The organism is Halorussus caseinilyticus (genome assembly GCF_029338395.1).
In the GTDB taxonomy this organism is placed as follows: domain Archaea; phylum Halobacteriota; class Halobacteria; order Halobacteriales; family Haladaptataceae; genus Halorussus; species Halorussus caseinilyticus.
Genome location: NZ_CP119809.1, coordinates 1 through 16,291, shown reverse-complemented (window position 1 = coordinate 16,291; position 16,291 = coordinate 1). Strand labels below are relative to the sequence as shown.

General features: G+C 67.0%; 7 protein-coding genes and 6 pseudogenes. 10 read left to right on the top strand and 3 right to left on the bottom strand.

The features are described from left to right. Positions 1–1,388, top strand: a pseudogene (thiD, locus tag P2T60_RS00065) (bifunctional hydroxymethylpyrimidine kinase/phosphomethylpyrimidine kinase). Here the strand turns inward: thiD and P2T60_RS00060 are convergent. Further along, complete coding sequence (locus tag P2T60_RS00060) at positions 1,385–1,858, bottom strand: hypothetical protein (protein ID WP_276280531.1); 474 nt, start codon at positions 1,856–1,858, stop codon at positions 1,385–1,387. The pseudogene thiD and the gene P2T60_RS00060 overlap by 4 nt on opposite strands. A gap of 58 nt (positions 1,859–1,916) precedes the next feature. Here P2T60_RS00060 and P2T60_RS00055 point away from each other — a divergent pair, with 58 nt between their 5' ends. After that, positions 1,917–2,207, top strand: a complete 291-nt coding sequence (locus tag P2T60_RS00055) for a DUF8152 family protein (protein WP_276280509.1) — start codon at positions 1,917–1,919, stop codon at positions 2,205–2,207. Between the two features lie 11 nt (positions 2,208–2,218). Here P2T60_RS00055 and P2T60_RS00050 read toward each other — a convergent pair. Beyond that, positions 2,219–2,374 (bottom strand): annotated as a pseudogene (locus tag P2T60_RS00050) (RNA-guided endonuclease TnpB family protein); the annotation flags it as partial. A gap of 413 nt (positions 2,375–2,787) precedes the next feature. On the opposite strand from P2T60_RS00050, the gene P2T60_RS00045 reads away from it, so the two are divergent. Continuing rightward, positions 2,788–2,985 carry a heavy-metal-associated domain-containing protein gene (locus P2T60_RS00045; RefSeq protein WP_276280508.1) on the top strand — a complete coding sequence of 66 codons (198 nt, stop codon included), beginning with the start codon at positions 2,788–2,790 and terminating at the stop codon, positions 2,983–2,985. 72 nt (positions 2,986–3,057) lie between these two features. On the opposite strand, the gene P2T60_RS00040 is transcribed toward P2T60_RS00045, so the two are convergent. Then, positions 3,058–4,263 (bottom strand): hypothetical protein, encoded by a 1,206-nt coding sequence (locus P2T60_RS00040; protein ID WP_276280530.1) that lies wholly within the window; start codon positions 4,261–4,263, stop codon positions 3,058–3,060. 194 nt (positions 4,264–4,457) lie between these two features. Here P2T60_RS00040 and mutS point away from each other — a divergent pair. The 7 genes and pseudogenes from mutS to P2T60_RS00005 all read left to right on the top strand — a co-directional run. Continuing rightward, positions 4,458–7,194, top strand: a pseudogene (mutS, locus tag P2T60_RS00035) (DNA mismatch repair protein MutS). A gap of 73 nt (positions 7,195–7,267) precedes the next feature. After that, positions 7,268–9,220: an acetate--CoA ligase gene (gene acs, locus P2T60_RS00030; RefSeq protein WP_276280504.1), complete on the top strand. Its 1,953-nt coding sequence runs from the start codon at positions 7,268–7,270 to the stop codon at positions 9,218–9,220. An 800-nt stretch (positions 9,221–10,020) separates the two neighbouring features. Continuing rightward, positions 10,021–11,583: a bacterio-opsin activator domain-containing protein gene (locus P2T60_RS00025; protein WP_276280529.1), complete on the top strand. Its 1,563-nt coding sequence runs from the start codon at positions 10,021–10,023 to the stop codon at positions 11,581–11,583. A 160-nt stretch (positions 11,584–11,743) separates the two neighbouring features. Further along, a pseudogene (gene acs / locus P2T60_RS00020) lies at positions 11,744–13,733 on the top strand (acetate--CoA ligase). An 85-nt stretch (positions 13,734–13,818) separates the two neighbouring features. After that, positions 13,819–14,266: pseudogene (locus tag P2T60_RS00015) on the top strand (DUF4212 domain-containing protein). Beyond that, positions 14,263–15,927, top strand: a complete 1,665-nt coding sequence (locus P2T60_RS00010) for a VC_2705 family sodium/solute symporter (RefSeq protein WP_420028689.1) — start codon at positions 14,263–14,265, stop codon at positions 15,925–15,927. Before P2T60_RS00015 ends, P2T60_RS00010 begins: the two are co-directional and overlap by 4 nt. A gap of 29 nt (positions 15,928–15,956) precedes the next feature. Further along, positions 15,957–16,289: pseudogene (locus P2T60_RS00005) on the top strand (universal stress protein); the annotation flags it as partial. Positions 16,290–16,291: the final 2 nt, after the last annotated feature.

Below are 16,291 nucleotides of genomic sequence, written 5' to 3'. Positions count from 1 at the left end.
ATGAGCGACGAGAGCCGACCCGTCACCGGCGACACCCGCGTCCCGTCCCCCGTCGAGAAACCCGTGGTGCTGACCGTCGCGGGGAGCGACTCCGGCGGCGGCGCGGGCGTGCAGGCCGACCTCAAGACCATAGAGGCCCACGGCGCTTTCGGGACGAGCGCAGTGACGGCCGTCACCGCACAGCACACCCGCGGCGTCGAATCGACCCACGTCCTGCCCGCCGAAGAGGTCGCGGCCCAAATCGACGCCGTGACAGACGACTTCGACGTGCGGGCCGCCAAGACCGGGATGCTCGCCACCGCCGACATCGTGGAGGCGGTGGCCGACCGCGCCGCGGACGCCGCGTTTCCGGTCGTCGTGGACCCCGTGATGGTGGCCGCCTCTGGCGACCGCTTGCTCGACCCTGCGGCCGAGGACGCCTACGCGAACCTCGTCGCCGAGGCCGCACTGGTGACTCCCAACGCCGACGAAGCGGAAGTGCTGACCGACGTGGCAGTCGCGGACCGCGAGTCCGCAATCGCGGCGGGCGAGCGACTGGTCTCGATGGGTGCCGACGCCGCCCTCCTGAAGGGCGGACACGTCCCCGGCGAGACGGTCCGCGACGTGTTGGTGACGCCCGAGGGGACGCGCACGGCCAGACACTCCCGCATCGACACCGACGCGACTCACGGGTCGGGGTGCGCGCTCTCGGCCGCGGTCGCAAGCAATTTCGCGCGTGGGTACAACCTTAATAATGCAGTCGAGACGAGCGTCGAGTTCGTGACTCGCGCGGTCCGCTACCCCCTCGACGTGGGCGAGGGACCCGGCGCGGTCCACCACGGCGTCGAGCGCCGGAACCGCGCCGCCCGCGAACCCACCGCCGAGGAGGTCCGAGAGGTGGTCAGGGAGTTCGTGGACGCCGACGTGTCCGCGCTCGTCCCCGAAGTCGGTACGAACGTCGTCGGCGCGACCCCTACGCCGAAGACGCGAGCGAGACTGCCGCCGTGGAGGGCCGGATTACTCGCACGTTCTCGGGAGTCAAGCCGAACCGCGGCGTGCGCTTCGGCGCGTCGAGTCACGTCGCGCGCTTCCTGCTGGCCTGCCGGGAGTTCGACCCCGACCTGCGCTTCGCCGCGAACTGCCGGTTCGACGCCGACGTGGAGGCCGCGCTCGACTCGCTGGACTGGCCGGTCGCGGAGTACGACCGGGGGTCGGAGCCTGAGGGTGTGAAGGAGCGCGAGGAGTCCACGATGCAGTGGGGCGCGCGGCAGGCCTTCGAGTCGGTCGAGGGGACGCCTGTGGCGGTGGTCGATAGGGGCGAGGACGGAAAGGAGGCGATGACGAAGGTGGTAGCGCGCGACGGCGAGAAGTTGGCCGAGCGCGTGCTGGCGTTGTTGGACGCGCTCTAAGGGTCGGTCGGGTCGTCTATCCAGTTGTAGCACCGATACTCGTCGTCGCTCTCCCCAGTCAGCGCCTCGATGGGGACGAACCCCTTCCCGCCGCGCGCGCCGACCTTCTCACCCTCCGGGTCGTCGGCGACGAACATCGCCTTCGCGCGCATCTCGACCGTGACCGCGAACTCGCCGACGCCCGACTCGTCGGGGTCGAACGACATGGACGCTCCCTCGGGCGCGACCCCGAGCGTGACGTAGCCGTCGGGTGATTCGACCGCGATGTCGTGGCTGGCGAGTCCGCCCGCGAGGTCCTCGACCCACGCGCGGAGTTCGTCCCGGTCAAGGTCGGCGTCGAGTTCAGAGCTCCCGTCGTCGGCGATTTCGCCTTCCTCGAAGACGAACTCGGGGTATTGGAGGTCTTCGGGCGGGAGACCGTGGTCTTCGGAGTCGCTCTCGTCGCTCGCGTCGTCTCGCTCGTCGGTCATGTTCCGACGCCCGTACTACGACCGCATTACTGTTACGAGAGCAGAACGAACGCCGAACGTGACCGCCACTGACGACGCAGACCTCCCCTCACTCGTCGCCGACCTCCACGACCACCTCGAAGCCACCGCCGAGTTACCCGTCGAGACGCGGGCGAGCCAGTGGCTCGGAGAAGCGGAGGCCGTCTGCGAGGACGCCACGGGACCGAACGTACCCGAAGCGGTCGTCCAAAAGCGAGTCGAACAGGTCCGGATGCTCCTCTCGAACGTCAAGGAGACCGGGAACGAAGCGGCCGACGAACACGTCGCGGCGGCGCGGGAACTCGTCGCGGAAATCGAGACTCGGCTGTGAACTACCCTACCCTACTCACTCGCCGGTGACACGGCTCGTTCCTTGAGGGTAGGGCGTCCTGCTTCCACGACGCGCTTTGCAGGAACCGTGGTGGTTCCCGTAGGGAGTGCAGTCTCCACAGGCGTTGATTCGGAGCGTCCCGCTCCTACTCGCTTGATACCGCCAGAACGAGTCGTGGTCGATTTGGGTCCGACCCGAGTACCAGTAGCCGACGAGTCCGAACGGGCCGGAGTACAGCACCGTGAACCCCAGACGAACTTCATGAGGCTCTTCAGTTCCGAGTTGTTCTTCCGGAGCCCCCAGACGAGAACGGCCAGCGAGACGGCGACCAGCGCGCCCCACGCCGCGAGGTACGTCGGATTCGTCAGGACGTTCTGTAGCGCCTGCTGGATTCCCATGCCCGAAGCTACGGTCCGTGGACTTTACGGGATTTTGGCTACGTGCAATTCCGTGCCGACGCCGGAGTCCGGCGTCGGCACGGAATTGCCGCGGCGAAGCCTTAATTTCTTAACCTCGGCTCGTTTCGAGTTCCGAAGCCGAAGGGGAAAGCGCGAAAAGGGACGCGACCCAAGTGTGAGACATGGCAAAGACAATCACCGTCGAAGGGATGAGCTGTGGCGGCTGTGAGGAGAACGTCGAAAACGCGCTTCGGGACGTACCGGGCGTCACCGACGCCGAGGCGGACAACGAGTCCGACAGCGTGACCGTCGAAGGCGACGCCTCGGACGCGGACCTCGTGGCGGCAGTCGAGGACGCGGGTTACACGGCGAAGGCCTAAGCAACAAATAAGCGCGGTAGAGCAACAAAATTAATTTCTTTAGGTGTATTTTAGATTCTTTTAGCAATACATTCACTCGTACCGAAACGCCTGCGCGAGTCGGAGTTTGCCGGTCCGCTCGAAGGGGAACGTCCCGCGTTGGAACGTCGCTCCCGACCGGACGACGACGACGTGGTTGCCGCGCTCGGCGGGTTCGGACGCCGCGACGAGACTTCCGATTTTGAAGTTCTCCGAGTTCCGACTCGGGCGCTTCCACTGCCAGCGCCACTTCGAGGTGTTCGCCGACGAGAGGTTTCGGCGCGTGACGTTCGGTTGGGAGTACGACCACGACGCGCTCGGTCCCGACAGGCCCAGACTCAGACCGACGCTCTGGACCGGGCCGCCGGTGCCGCCGTTGGGTTCGTGTTGGGCGGCCGCGATTATCGGCGCGTACCCGCTTCGCCAGTCGTGGACCGCCTCCGAACTCCGGATTCGCCAACCGGGGTCGCGGTTCGGCACGACGTTGAGGTCCTGCACGACGAGGTGGGACCGGCGTTCGGGCAGAGTGCGGTCGAGTCCGAGTCTCGACCGCGAGACGATTTCACCGGCCTCCGTCCCGACGATGGCGACCCCGAGCGAGACCAGATTCTCGACTTCGACATCCGGTTGGGTCGTCGCGGTCCCGAGCGCCGCCGGACCCGCGGTCATCGCGCGGGCCGCCTCGGTGGTCTCGCCGTCGGTGGTCGCCGCGTCGCCTGCGTCGGCGGCGAGTACGTCCACCGACGCGGCTTCCGGAATCGACCGCTCCGCGGTCGCCTGTAAGTTTCTCGTGAGTCGCTCGACGGACTCGATGCGACTCGCAACGTCGGCGTCGGGTTTGGCCGAGGTCGTGGTCTCCTCGGCCGCGGCCGTCGTTTCGAGCGCTTCGGTCGTCGGTTCTCCGGGCGGGCGGTTCAACTCCTCCGGCCCGCCGACCATGAACGAACTCCGGCCCTGCGCGTCGATGGTGAACGCGAACGAGTAGACCGGAAATTCGAGCAGTGGCCCGACCCGGCCGACGCTGATAGCGCGGGCCGAGTCGGTGTGGCGACGGTACGCTCGCAGGACCCTGCGCTGAGCGTCCTCGATGTCGGACGCCGACAGCGGCGGTTCGCTCTCGCGGCGGTATATCTCCGTCTTGCACACGCCGTCGTCGCGGCACACCGGCTCGCGTCCCTGTCCCCCGATACCCCGGACGCCCGAAGCGAGTCCGAACGCGGTCGCTCCGACGCCTTTCAGAAACGTGCGTCGTCGTTCCATAGTTGTTCTCCGTGGGTAGCCCCACCTAACCACATTATTAATCGTCAACTATTCGCGTATTAGCTGTTTCCCTAACGCGCGACCCGTCCGGCGTTTCGCCGACCGCCTCCCGAACCCGCACCGTTTTAGTCGTCGTCGCCCCTCCGACTCGACTATGACTCTGTTCGCTCACTCGTCGCTCGGAGGTGGTCGCCGTGTCCGGACCTGACGGCGAGGTCGGGGGTATCGTCGGCGAGTTCTTCTCGCTCAAGTCCGGGACCGACGCCGACTATCTGGTGATGCAGGTCGGGGACTTCTACGAGTTCTTCGGTGACGACGCCGAGGAAGTCGCCGACCTCCTCGACCTGAAGGTCTCCCAGAAGTCGTCTCACGGGTCGAACTACCCCATGGCCGGGGTCCCAGTGGACAAACTCACTCCGCACCTCAAGCAGTTGGTCGAACGGGGGTACCGGGTCGCGGTGGCCGACCAGCACGAGACCCCCGACGGCCACGCCAGAGAGATTACCCGCGTCGTGACGCCCGGCACCCTGCTCGAAACCTCGGACGCCGACGCCCGGTATCTCGTCGGCGTGGTCCGTGCGGACGCCGACCGCTACGGTCTCGCCTTCGCCGACGTGACCACCGGCCGGTTCCTCGTGACCGAAGTCACCGGCGAGGACGCCGAGACCGCCGCAGACCGCGTGTTCACCGAACTCTACCGATTCGACCCCGCGGAGGTTCTGCCCGGCCCGGAGGTCCGCAACGACGACGCCTTCTTGGAGCGAGTCCGCGAGCGCACGGACGCGACGCTCTCGCTCCACCGCGCGGACGCGTTCGCACCCGGTCGGGCGACCCACGAGACCAAAGAACAGTTCGGACGGGAGACACTCGCTAGCGTCGGTCTCGACGGAGGCAGGGAGGAAAAGCCGCAAGTGCAGGCCGCGGGCGCGCTCCTGTCGTACGTCGAGGACCGGCACCGGCGTCAGAGCCTCGATGACGCGCCTCCAGTCGTACGCGGGCGACGACCACGTGTCGCTCGACGCGACGACCCAGCGCAACCTCGAACTCACCGAGACGATGCAGGGCGACCGCGAGGGGTCGCTCTTTTCGACCATCGACCACACCGCGACGAGTCCGGGCAAGCGCCTCCTGAAGGAGTGGCTTCAGCGCCCGCGCAGGGACCTGCCGACGCTCCGGACGCGCGCCGACGGCGTGGCCGCCTTCGCCGACTCCGCGCTGGCCCGCGAGACGGTCCGCGAGACCCTCGGCGAGGCCTACGACCTCGAACGACTGGCGAGCAAGGCGGCCCACGGGAGCGCGGACGCCCGCGACCTCCTGCGCGCCCGCGAGACCCTCGCGCTCCTGCCGGAAGTCGCCGACGCCGTGGCCAGCGACCCGACGCTGGCCGACTCGCCGCTGGCCGAAATCGTCTCGCGGCCCGACCGCGAGGCGGCCGCAGACCTCCGGGAGGAACTCGGCGCAATCGCCGAGGACCCGCCCGGCACCGTCACCGAGGGCGGCCTGTTCCGCCGGGGCCACGACGACGAACTCGACGCACTCATCGACCAACACGAGGAAGCAAAGGAGTGGCTCGCAACGCTGGACGACCGCGAGAAGCGCGAGACCGGCATCACCCACCTCACCGTAGACCGCAACAAGACCGACGGCTACTACATCCAAGTCGGCAACTCGGAGACCGGGAAGGTTCCGGACCGCTACGACCGACTCAAGAGTCTGAAGAACTCCGAGCGCTACACCACCGACGAGTTGGACGAGCGAGAGCGCGAAATCCTCCGCCTCGAAGAGCGCCGCGGCGAACTGGAGTACGAACTCTTCTCGGAGTTGCGCCAGCGGGTCGCAGACCGGGCCGACCTGCTCCAGTCGGTCGGCCGCGCACTCGCGGAACTCGACGCCCTCGCCAGCCTCGCGGTCCACGCCGTCGAGAACGACTGGGTGCGACCCGAGTTGCGTGAGTCGGGCGACATCGACATCAAGGCGGGCCGCCACCCCGTCGTAGAGCGCACCACCGAGTTCGTCCCCAACGACCTCCGGACCGACGACGACCGGCGGTTTCTGGTCGTCACCGGCCCGAACATGTCGGGCAAATCGACCTACATGCGACAGGCCGCGCTCGTGACCCTGCTCGCCCAAATCGGGAGTTTCGTCCCGGCCGACGCCGCCGAGGTCGGTCTCGTTGACGGCATCTACACCCGCGTCGGCGCGCTCGACGAACTCGCGCAGGGTCGCTCTACTTTCATGGTCGAGATGCAGGAACTAAGTAACATCCTCCACTCCGCGACGGAAGACTCGCTGGTGATTCTGGACGAGGTGGGCCGGGGAACCGCGACCTACGACGGGATTTCAATCGCGTGGGCCGCGACGGAGTACCTCGCCAACCGAATCGAGTCCACTACGCTCTTCGCCACCCACTACCACGAACTCACGAGTCTGGCCGACCGACTCTCGGGCGTCCGGAACGTCCACGTCGCCGCGGACGAGTCCGACGGCGACGTGACCTTCCTCCGGACCGTCGAGGACGGGCCGACGAACCGGTCCTACGGCATCCACGTCGCGGAGTTGGCCGGAGTCCCCGAACCCGTGGTAGAGCGGTCGCGCGACGTTCTCCAGCGCCTGCGCGAGGACGAGGCCATCGACGTGCGGGGCGGCGACGGCGGTGACGGGGGCGACGGCGAACCGAAGCAGGTCGTGTTCGACCTCGGGTCGGGACAGTTCCAAGGCGCGGCCGACTCGTCCGACGCGAATGCGTCGGGCGAGTCGGCGGAGGAAGCGGGGACGGCGGGCGAGTCGGCGGCAAAAAAAGAGACCCCGGAGCCGAGAAACCCCGAGACGGAGGCCGTACTGGAGGAACTGGAGAACACCGACCTGAGCGACACCTCGCCAATCGAGTTGATGAATCGCGTGCAGGAGTGGCAAGCGCAGTTGGAGGAGTAACACGACCCGACTCGGGGAGGGCGTCCGGCAAGAGGCGAACGATTTTTCCCTATTTGCGCGAAATTCGAGACGAATGGACGACAGCAGTCCGGACGAAACCGACGGCGGGCACGAGTGGGTGACGCCGCCGGAGTCGTTCGTAGAGCAGGCGAACGTGACGGCGGCCGACCGCGAAGCGTTCCGCGAGGCGGGGTGGCCCGAGTGCTGGCGGCGGCCCGGCGACCTGCTGGACTGGGGCTGCGGGTTCGACGCGGTGCTGGACGAGGACGACGGCGACGAGGGACCGATTCGCTGGTTCCCCGGCGGGCGACTCAACGCCTCGTACAACTGCGTGGACCGCCACGTCGAGGCGGGACGCGGCGACGAGACGGCCCTCGCGTGGGAGGGGAAACTCGGTGAGACCCGGACGTACAGTTACCGAGAACTCGCCGACGAGGTGAACGCGTTCGCGGCGGCCCTGCGGGAGTTGGGCGTCGAAGAGGGCGACGTGGTGACGCTCTACCTGCCGATGATTCCCGAGTTGCCGGTCGCCATGCTCGCGTGCGCTCGCATTGGCGCGCCCCACTCGGTCGTCTTCGCCGGATTCTCCGCGGACGCGCTGGCGACTCGCCTCTCCGGAGCGGACTCGGAGTACCTCGTAACCTGCGACGGCTACTACCGGCGCGGGGCCGCCCTCGACCTGAAGCGGCGGGCCGACAACGCCTGCGTGTCGGTCGGCCACGCGGTCGAACAGGTCGTGGTGAACCGTCTCGACGACGACCGACCGGTGGGCGACCACCGCGCGTACGCCGACCTCGTGGAGACACATGCGGGCGCGGAAGTCGAACCGGTCTCGCGCGCGAGCGACGACCTGCTGTTTCTCATCTACACCTCCGGGACGACCGGCGAACCCACGCTGGTTCGCCACACCACGGGTGGCTACCTGACTCACGTCACGTGGACGAGTCATGCCGTCCTCGACTTGGGTCCCGACGACACCCACTGGTGTTCGGCCGACGTGGGGTGGATTACGGGCCACTCCTACGCGGTGTACGGACCGCTGGCGCTCGGCGCGACCACGGTGTTGTACGAGGGGACGCCCGACCACCCCGAGACCGACCGCCTCTGGGAGATTATCGAGCGCAACGGCGTAGACGTGTTCTACACCGCGCCGACCTCAATCCGGGCGTTCATGAAGTGGGGCGAACAGCACCCCGAGCGCCACGACCTGTCGAGTCTGCGCTTGCTCGGGACCGTCGGCGAACCGATAGACGAGACGGCGTGGCACTGGTACCGCAACCACGTCGGCGACGGCCGGTGTCCGGTGGTGGACACGTGGTGGCAGACCGAGACGGGCGGCATCGTTCTCTCGACGCTCCCCGGCGTAGACCGGATGCGCCCCGGCGCGGTCGGCAAGAGTCTGCCGGGCATCGAGACGGTCGTGGTGGACGAGCGAGGCCACCGCGTCGCCGACGGCGAAGCGGGGCAACTGGTCATCACTCGCCCGTGGCCGGGGATGGCCCGGTCGCTGTGCGAAGGCACCGACTGGGGCGCGCGACGGACTCGGACCGTGGACGGCCAGTGGCAGTACGCCACGGGTGACAACGCGGTCCGCGACGAGGACGGCTATCTCCACCTCCTCGGGCGGGCAGACGACGTGCTGAAGGTCTCGGACAGGCGACTCAGCACGACCGAAATCGAATCGGCCATCGTCGGCGTCGAAGGGGTCGCGGAGGCCGCCGTCGTGGTCGGCGAGGACGACGACGCCGTGCGCCAGTCGGAGATTCACGCCTTCGTCAGTCCCGAGTCGAACGTCGCGGGCGATGACGCCCTCCGCGGGCGCGTTCGGACCGCGGTCGAGGAGGCCATCGGTCCCATCGCGGCACCCGACGCGGTGACGTTCGCGCCCTCGCTCCCGAAAACGCGCTCGGGAAAGGTCGTCCGCCGGTACCTCGCGGCCATCGCCAACGGCGAGGACCTCGGCGACACCAGCGCCCTCCGGAACCCGGAGGTCGTCGGCGAGTTGGAGTCGTTGCTGGACAGGTAGCTGTCCGGGCCGGCGTCATTTCGTGTTTTTCTAAAGAAGAGAAATTTTTCGAGCGGAAGTGTCTCGGTGGCTACTATAAACGTATGGTGGTGTTTAAACAATATATAGAATTCTTAGGACAATTTGAATGTTGCTCCCGCGGGTGGGGACGACGCGAGCGAAGCGAGCGTCGGGGAGAAGGCCGGGACGGGTGAATCTCGGGCGGGACGGACCGCGCGGAGAATCAGGAGGACCCGAAGAGCTAGCTACTGTTCGAATCTATCGGACCGCAACCGCGACGGCGACGGTGAGGAGACCGACTTCAGCCTCGGACCGATGAGGACCGCACAGCATCGCGAACTGCACAGCACCGCCGACGGCAGAAACAACGACAGACGCAGAGTCAACGGAGCTAGTTTCAGGCTCGAACCAATCAGGACCGCACGCCGCAACCGCACCGCGACGACCGGGTGGGGGCTTTCTCCGTCTCGGTTTCCCCGTCGTTTTGGCTGTCGCGGTCCCTGCAGTCGCCGTAACGGTGTGCAGCGACCAACCCGGAGCGGTCTGAACTCCCGACACTCGTTACCGAAGTTTTATTCGGCTTCCTGAGAGAATCCGAAACGAGATGGGTGGCGAGGCACGCGGCGAGTACCTGACGACCGGGGAGTTCGAGCGCCTCCGACGGCGAACCGAGACCTACCGCGAGGACCTCGTGGTGACGTTGGCCGGGCGCGTCGGTCTCCGAGCGTCCGAAATCACGCGGATTCGGCCCGCCGACCTCCGCGAGCGAGCGCGCCGGGCGAGTCCACTTCCTGCTCACCGTGCCCGAGGGCGACGGCGACACCCGCGAGGCGTACGTCCCGCCGGAAATCGCACACGACATCCGGAAGTTCGCCACCGTCAACGACGTGGACCGCCACGACCCCGTGGTGGACGTGTCCGCCCGGCGCGTCCAGATGCTGGTCGGCGACGTGGCCGACCGGACCGCCGACCTGCGGGACGTGACCTGCCGTGACCTCCGCCAGCACTTCGCGCGGCGACTCCTCGCCGAGAAAGGGGTCTCCCCGCGGGTCGTGCAGACCGTCGGCGGGTGGTCGAGTCTCCAGAGCCTCGCGCCGTACCTCGACGAACCAACCACCGGCGAGGTCCTCGACGCCTTCGCCGACCGCTCGTCGCCGGACCGATACCGCGCCGACCCGCCGCGAAACGACGCCCGCCCGTCCACCGCGAGAACGTCTCTCTCCGCCGACGCGAGAAGCGATGACCTCCTCTCTCGCGCGGGCGCGTTAGGCGAGGCGCTCGCGGACGCGTCCACGAGCGAGGACGTGGAACGGGCGACCTGCGACTGCCTCGCCGACACGTACCGCGCGGTCTGGATTTGCGACGGCCGCGGCGAGACGCGGGCCAGCGCCGCCCCCGAACGCACCGACGACGTTCCCGGCGAAGTCCTCGCCGCCGCGGACCTGCCCGACGACTTCCACGAGGTGACGGTGGTAAGCGCGCCGACCGGTGGCGCGCTGTCGGGATGTTCGGTCGCAGTCGCGCCGCTTCGGTCGAGCGAGACGGTCCACGGCCTACTCTGCGTGGCCGACGACGCCTTCGGGTCGGCCGACCGGACCCTGCTCGCGGATGCGGGCCGTCGCGTCGGTCGGACGCTCACGGCCATCGCGCGCAAGCAGTTGCTCTTGGCCGACACCGGGGTCGCCCTCTCGCTTCGCACCACCGACCCCGGCGTGTTCCTCGTCGCGGCCTCTTCGGACCTCGGGTGCCAGTTCGAACTCGAAGGCGTCGTCCCGGTCGAAGACCACTCACTGCTCTACTTCGTCACGGCGACCGGGGCCGCGGTCGGCGACGTTCTCGAACGGGTCTCCGGTGCGGACGCCGTGGACGAGGCCCGACTCATTCGCGACTACGGCGACGGCGCGCTCTTGGAGTTCGCCGTCTCGGGCGAGTCCATCGCGCCGATGCTGGTCGAACGCGGCGGCACGGTCCGGGAACTCTCGGTGGAGGGCGGTGTCGCCCACGTCTCGGGCGTCTTCTCACAGCGCGTGGACGTTCGGCAGGTCGTGGAAGCGGTCGAAGACGCGTTCCCCCGGACGAACCTACGCTCGAAGCGCGAAGTCGAGGAACCGGTCCGGAGCGCCGCCAGCGTCCAGCAGACGGTCCACGACCGCATCACCGAGCGCCAGCGGGCCGTCCTCCGGGCGGCCTACCTCGCGGGGTACTTCGAGTGGCCCCGCGGGAGTACCGCCGAGGAACTCGCCGCCTCGATGGGCGTCTCGTCGCCGACGCTCCACAACCACCTCCGGAAGGCCCAACAGAAGGTGTTAGACGCCGTGTTCGACGACCCGGACCACCGGGTCGTGAACGACGAACAACACTAACTGTCTAGCGTCGCGGACGAGTTCGAGTCGGTGAACCGTCGCCGAAACGTCGGAAAAATTTACCAATCCGTCCGAGAGCGCCTGAAACCAACTATTTTCCGGGCTTGGGATAGTTAGTTCCCCCACTTATATAGTAGTGATTGGACTGTGAACGTGGCTCATGCAGGAAGAACAAGACGTTGAACTCGAAGCCCGACTCGAAGACCAAGAGCGATTCGAGCCACCCGAATCGTTCGTCGAAGGCGCGAACGTCTCCGACGAGTCCGTCTACGAGACGTTCGAGGAGGAGTGGCCCGAGTGCTGGGAGCAGGCCGCGGACCTGCTCGATTGGAACGAGGAGTACGACACGGTGCTGGACGACTCGAACCCGCCGTTCTACGAGTGGTTCACCGGTGGCGAACTCAACGCCTCGGCGAGCTGCACAGACCGGCATCTGGACGAGCGCGGCGACGAGGCCGCAATCGAGTGGGTCGGCGAGCCGACCGACGAGGAGAACCGGACCTACACCTACGAACAGCTCCACCGCGAGGTCAACGAGTTCGCGGCGGCGCTCCGCGAGATGGGCGTCGGCGAGGACGACGTGGTGACGATGTACATGCCGATGGTACCGGAGCTACCCATCGCCATGCTCGCGTGCGCTCGCATCGGCGCACCTCACTCGGTCGTCTTCGCTGGCTTCTCCGCGGACGCCCTCGCAACCCGGATGAACGCCGCCGACTCGGAGTACCTCGTGACCTGCGACGGCTACTACCGGCGCGGCGACCCTCGAACACAAGGCCAAGGCCGACGAGGGTCTGGAAGGCGTCGAACACGAGGTCAGCGACGTGGTTGTCGTGGACCGACTCGGCGAGGCTTACGACCACCCGATGGGCGAGAGCCACCACGGGTACGCCGACCTCGTGGCCGAACAGGAAGGCGCGGAAGTCGAACCGGTGTCGCGTGACGCCGAGGATATGCTGTTCCTGATGTACACGTCGGGGACCACGGGACAACCCAAGGGCGTCAAGCACACGACGGGCGGGTATCTGGCGTGGACTGCGTGGACCTCCCAAGCGGTACTGGACGTGAAACCCGAGGACACGTACTTTTGCTCGGCGGACATCGGGTGGATTACCGGCCACTCCTACATCGTCTACGGTCCCCTCGCCTTGGGGACGACCACGATGATGTACGAGGGCACGCCCGACCACCCCGAGCGCGACCGACTCTGGGAGATTATCGAGGAGTACGAGGCCGACCAACTCTACACCGCGCCGACCGCGATTCGGGCGTTCATGAAGTGGGGGACCGAGTATCCCGACCAGCACGACCTGTCGAGTCTGCGCCTGTTAGGGACGGTCGGCGAACCCATCAACCCGCGGGCGTGGAAGTGGTACTACAAGCACATCGGCGACGAGTCCTGTCCCATCGTGGACACGTGGTGGCAGACCGAGACCGGCGGCATGATGGTCACTACCCTCCCCGGCGTGAAAGACATGAAACCCGGAAGTGCGGGACCGCCCCTGCCGGGCCTCGACGTGCAGGTCATCGACCCGGACGGCGAGGAAGTCGAGGCCGGACGAGCCGGACACCTCACGGTCCAGAAGCCGTGGCCGGGGATGCTCCGGACGCTGTACAACAACGACGAGCGATACATTCAGGAGTACTGGGCGGAGTACTCGGACACCGATTCGGACGACCCCGACGACTGGGTGTACTTCCCCGAAGACGGCGCGAAGATAGACGAGGACGGCTACATCACGGTCCTCGGACGGGTGGACGACGTACTCAACGTCTCGGGCCACCGCCTCGGCACCATGGAAATCGAATCGGCCATCGTCGGCGTCGAAGGCGTGGCAGAGGCCGCAGTCGTCGGCGGCGACCACGACGTGAAAGGCGAGGCGGTCTACGCCTACGTCATCACCGAGGACGGCTACGAGGGCGACGACGAGATGCGCGACCGGATTATCGAGGGCGTCGAGGACGCCATCGGTCCCATCGCTCGGCCCGAGGCGGTCGTGTTCACCCCCGAACTCCCCAAGACTCGCTCGGGCAAAATCATGCGCCGCCTGCTCGAGGACATCGCCAACGACGAGGACCTCGGCGACACCTCCACGCTCCGGAATCCCGACGTGGTTAGCGAGATAGAGGCGAAGGTACGCGACGACTGAGAACTCCCTCGCTTTTCGACGGTCGAAACGAATCCGGACGAGACGCGAACCGAAATACGTGGCAGACAAACACACACGGAAATCTATGTCAGATAATAACTCACGGAAGACAGACAATCCCTCACGAAACCGAGAACCGAATCCGGAGATCGAGACCGACGGCGGGGTAGCGACCGGTCGCCAGACCGCCGACACCGACTACCTCGACGCGCGGGTCAACATCTTCAAGCCCTCGACTCCGTTCATGCGCGACCACCTCCGCATCGTCTGGACGATGTTCGCGGCGTGGGCCGTGTTCGTCTTCGGACCGGTGACGGCGACGTACCTCGCCACCGACTTCATGACGAGTACGACGATGCTGGGCTTTCCACTCCACTACCTCCTGACCGCGATGGGCGCGCCGACGGGCGCGCTCCTCCTCGCTGGTCTACGCGCGAAAGCGCGACCAGTTGGACGAGAAGTACGGCATCGACCACTCGTCGGGACGCGCGGAACCGGAGGCCGCCGCGACTGACGGAGGGACCGACAAATGATGTTCACACCACTAGACCTCCTGCCGGACGCGCTCAACGCCTCGTTCAAGCTGATTCCGGCGGTCATGGTCTCCGGAATGCTGTTGCTGTTCCTCGGCATCGGCTACGCCTTCCGCGTGGCCGACACCGAGGACCTGTGGGTCGCTGGTCGGTCCATCGGGAACATCGAGAACGGGATGGCCATCGGTGCCAACTGGATGTCCGCGGCGTCGTACCTCGGCATGGCCGCGCTCATCGCCCTCTCGGGCTACTACGGACTCGCGTTCGTGGTCGGGTGGTCCACGGGCTACTTCATCCTGCTCATCTTCCTCGCGGCCCAGATGCGCCGGTTCGGGAAGTACACCGCGCCCGACTTCGTGGGCGACCGGTTCGACTCCGACACGGCGAGGGCAATCGCCGCGTTGACGACCATCCTCATCGGGTTCGTCTACTCGGTGGGGCAGGCCCGCGGGATGGGTCTGGTCGGCATCTACGTCTTCGGCGGCGACTACGCCACCATGGTCATCCTGTTGATGGCCATCACGGTCGGCTATCTGGCGCTGTCGGGGATGCTCGGGGCGACCAAGAACATGGCGGTCCAGTACGTCATCCTCATCGTGGCGTTCCTCGCGGGCCTCTACGCCGTCGGGTGGACGCAGGGCTACTCCACGTTCCTCCCGCAGGTCGAGTACGGCGCGCTGTTGAGCCAACTCAACACCGAGTTCACCGAACCGTTCTCGACGGGCGGGTTCTACCTCTGGATTGCGACGGCGTTCTCGCTCATCGTCGGCACCTGCGGACTTCCCCACGTGCTGGTGCGGTTCTACACGGTCGAGAGCGAGCGGACCGCCCGGTGGTCCACCGTCTGGGGTCTGTTCTTCATCTGTCTGCTCTACCTGAGCGCCCCGGCGTTCGCCGCGTTCGGCACCGACCTCTACGCGAAGAACGTCGGCGACGTGTACGGCGCGAGCGGAATGAGCGGCGCGGAGGGCGACGTTATCGTCGTGCTGGCCTCGCAACTGGCGAACCTGCCGACGTGGTTCGTCGGACTCGTCGCGGCGGGCGGCATCGCCGCGGCGATTGCGACGACCGCGGGCCTGTTCATCGCGGCGTCCTCGGCGGCGGCACACGACATCTACACGAGCATCATCAACGAGGACGCGACCCAGCGCCAGCAACTCATCATCGGCCGCGCGACCATCATCGTGCTGGGCGCAATCGTGACCGTGACCGCGCTCAACCCGCCCGCGCTGGTCGGCGAGTTGGTCGCGCTGGCGTTCTCGCTGGCGGGTCTCGTGCTGTTCCCGATGTTCTTCCTCGGTCTCTGGTGGGAGAACGCCAACCGACAGGGCGCGCTGGCCGGGATGACGACGGGACTGCTCATCTGGCTCGGCGCGGTGTTCAACGAAACCATCTTCGCTACCGACGCCGGTCCGGTCGTGCAGGTCTACGCCGACCTGTTCCCGGCGGTCGGTGCCGCACTCCTCGGGACGCCAATCGTCTTCGCCGTCACCATCGGCGTCTCGCTGGTGACCGACGAACCGTCCGAGCGCATCAAGCGCATCGTCCGGCAGTGTCACAGCCCCGAACCGATGGGCCAACAGCAGAGCGCCGAAGACGTGGTTTCGACCGACGGCGGTCTGACGAACGAAGAGAGTCGGACCCGTCGACTTCGCGTCTGACGGCAGTCACGTGCAGGGGGACGACTGAGATGTACGAGCGCATCCTCATCCCCACCGACGGGAGCGACACCGCGGCTCAGGCCGTCGGCGAGGCGCTGGAAATCGCCGAGAAGTTCGACGCCGAAGTCCATACGCTCTACGTCGTGGACACCGACGCCGCGGAGTTGAGCCTCGGCACCGAGCAGGTAGAGCGCATCCGACAGGGCCGGTTCGGCGAGATGGACGAACTCGAAGCCCGCGCCCGCGACGCGACCGGAGACGTTGCCGAACGGGGCCGTGAGCGCGGACTCGAAGTCGAGGAACACTTCCGTGGCGGCCGACCCCACAAGGTCATCGCCGACTTCGCCGAGGACCGCGACATGGA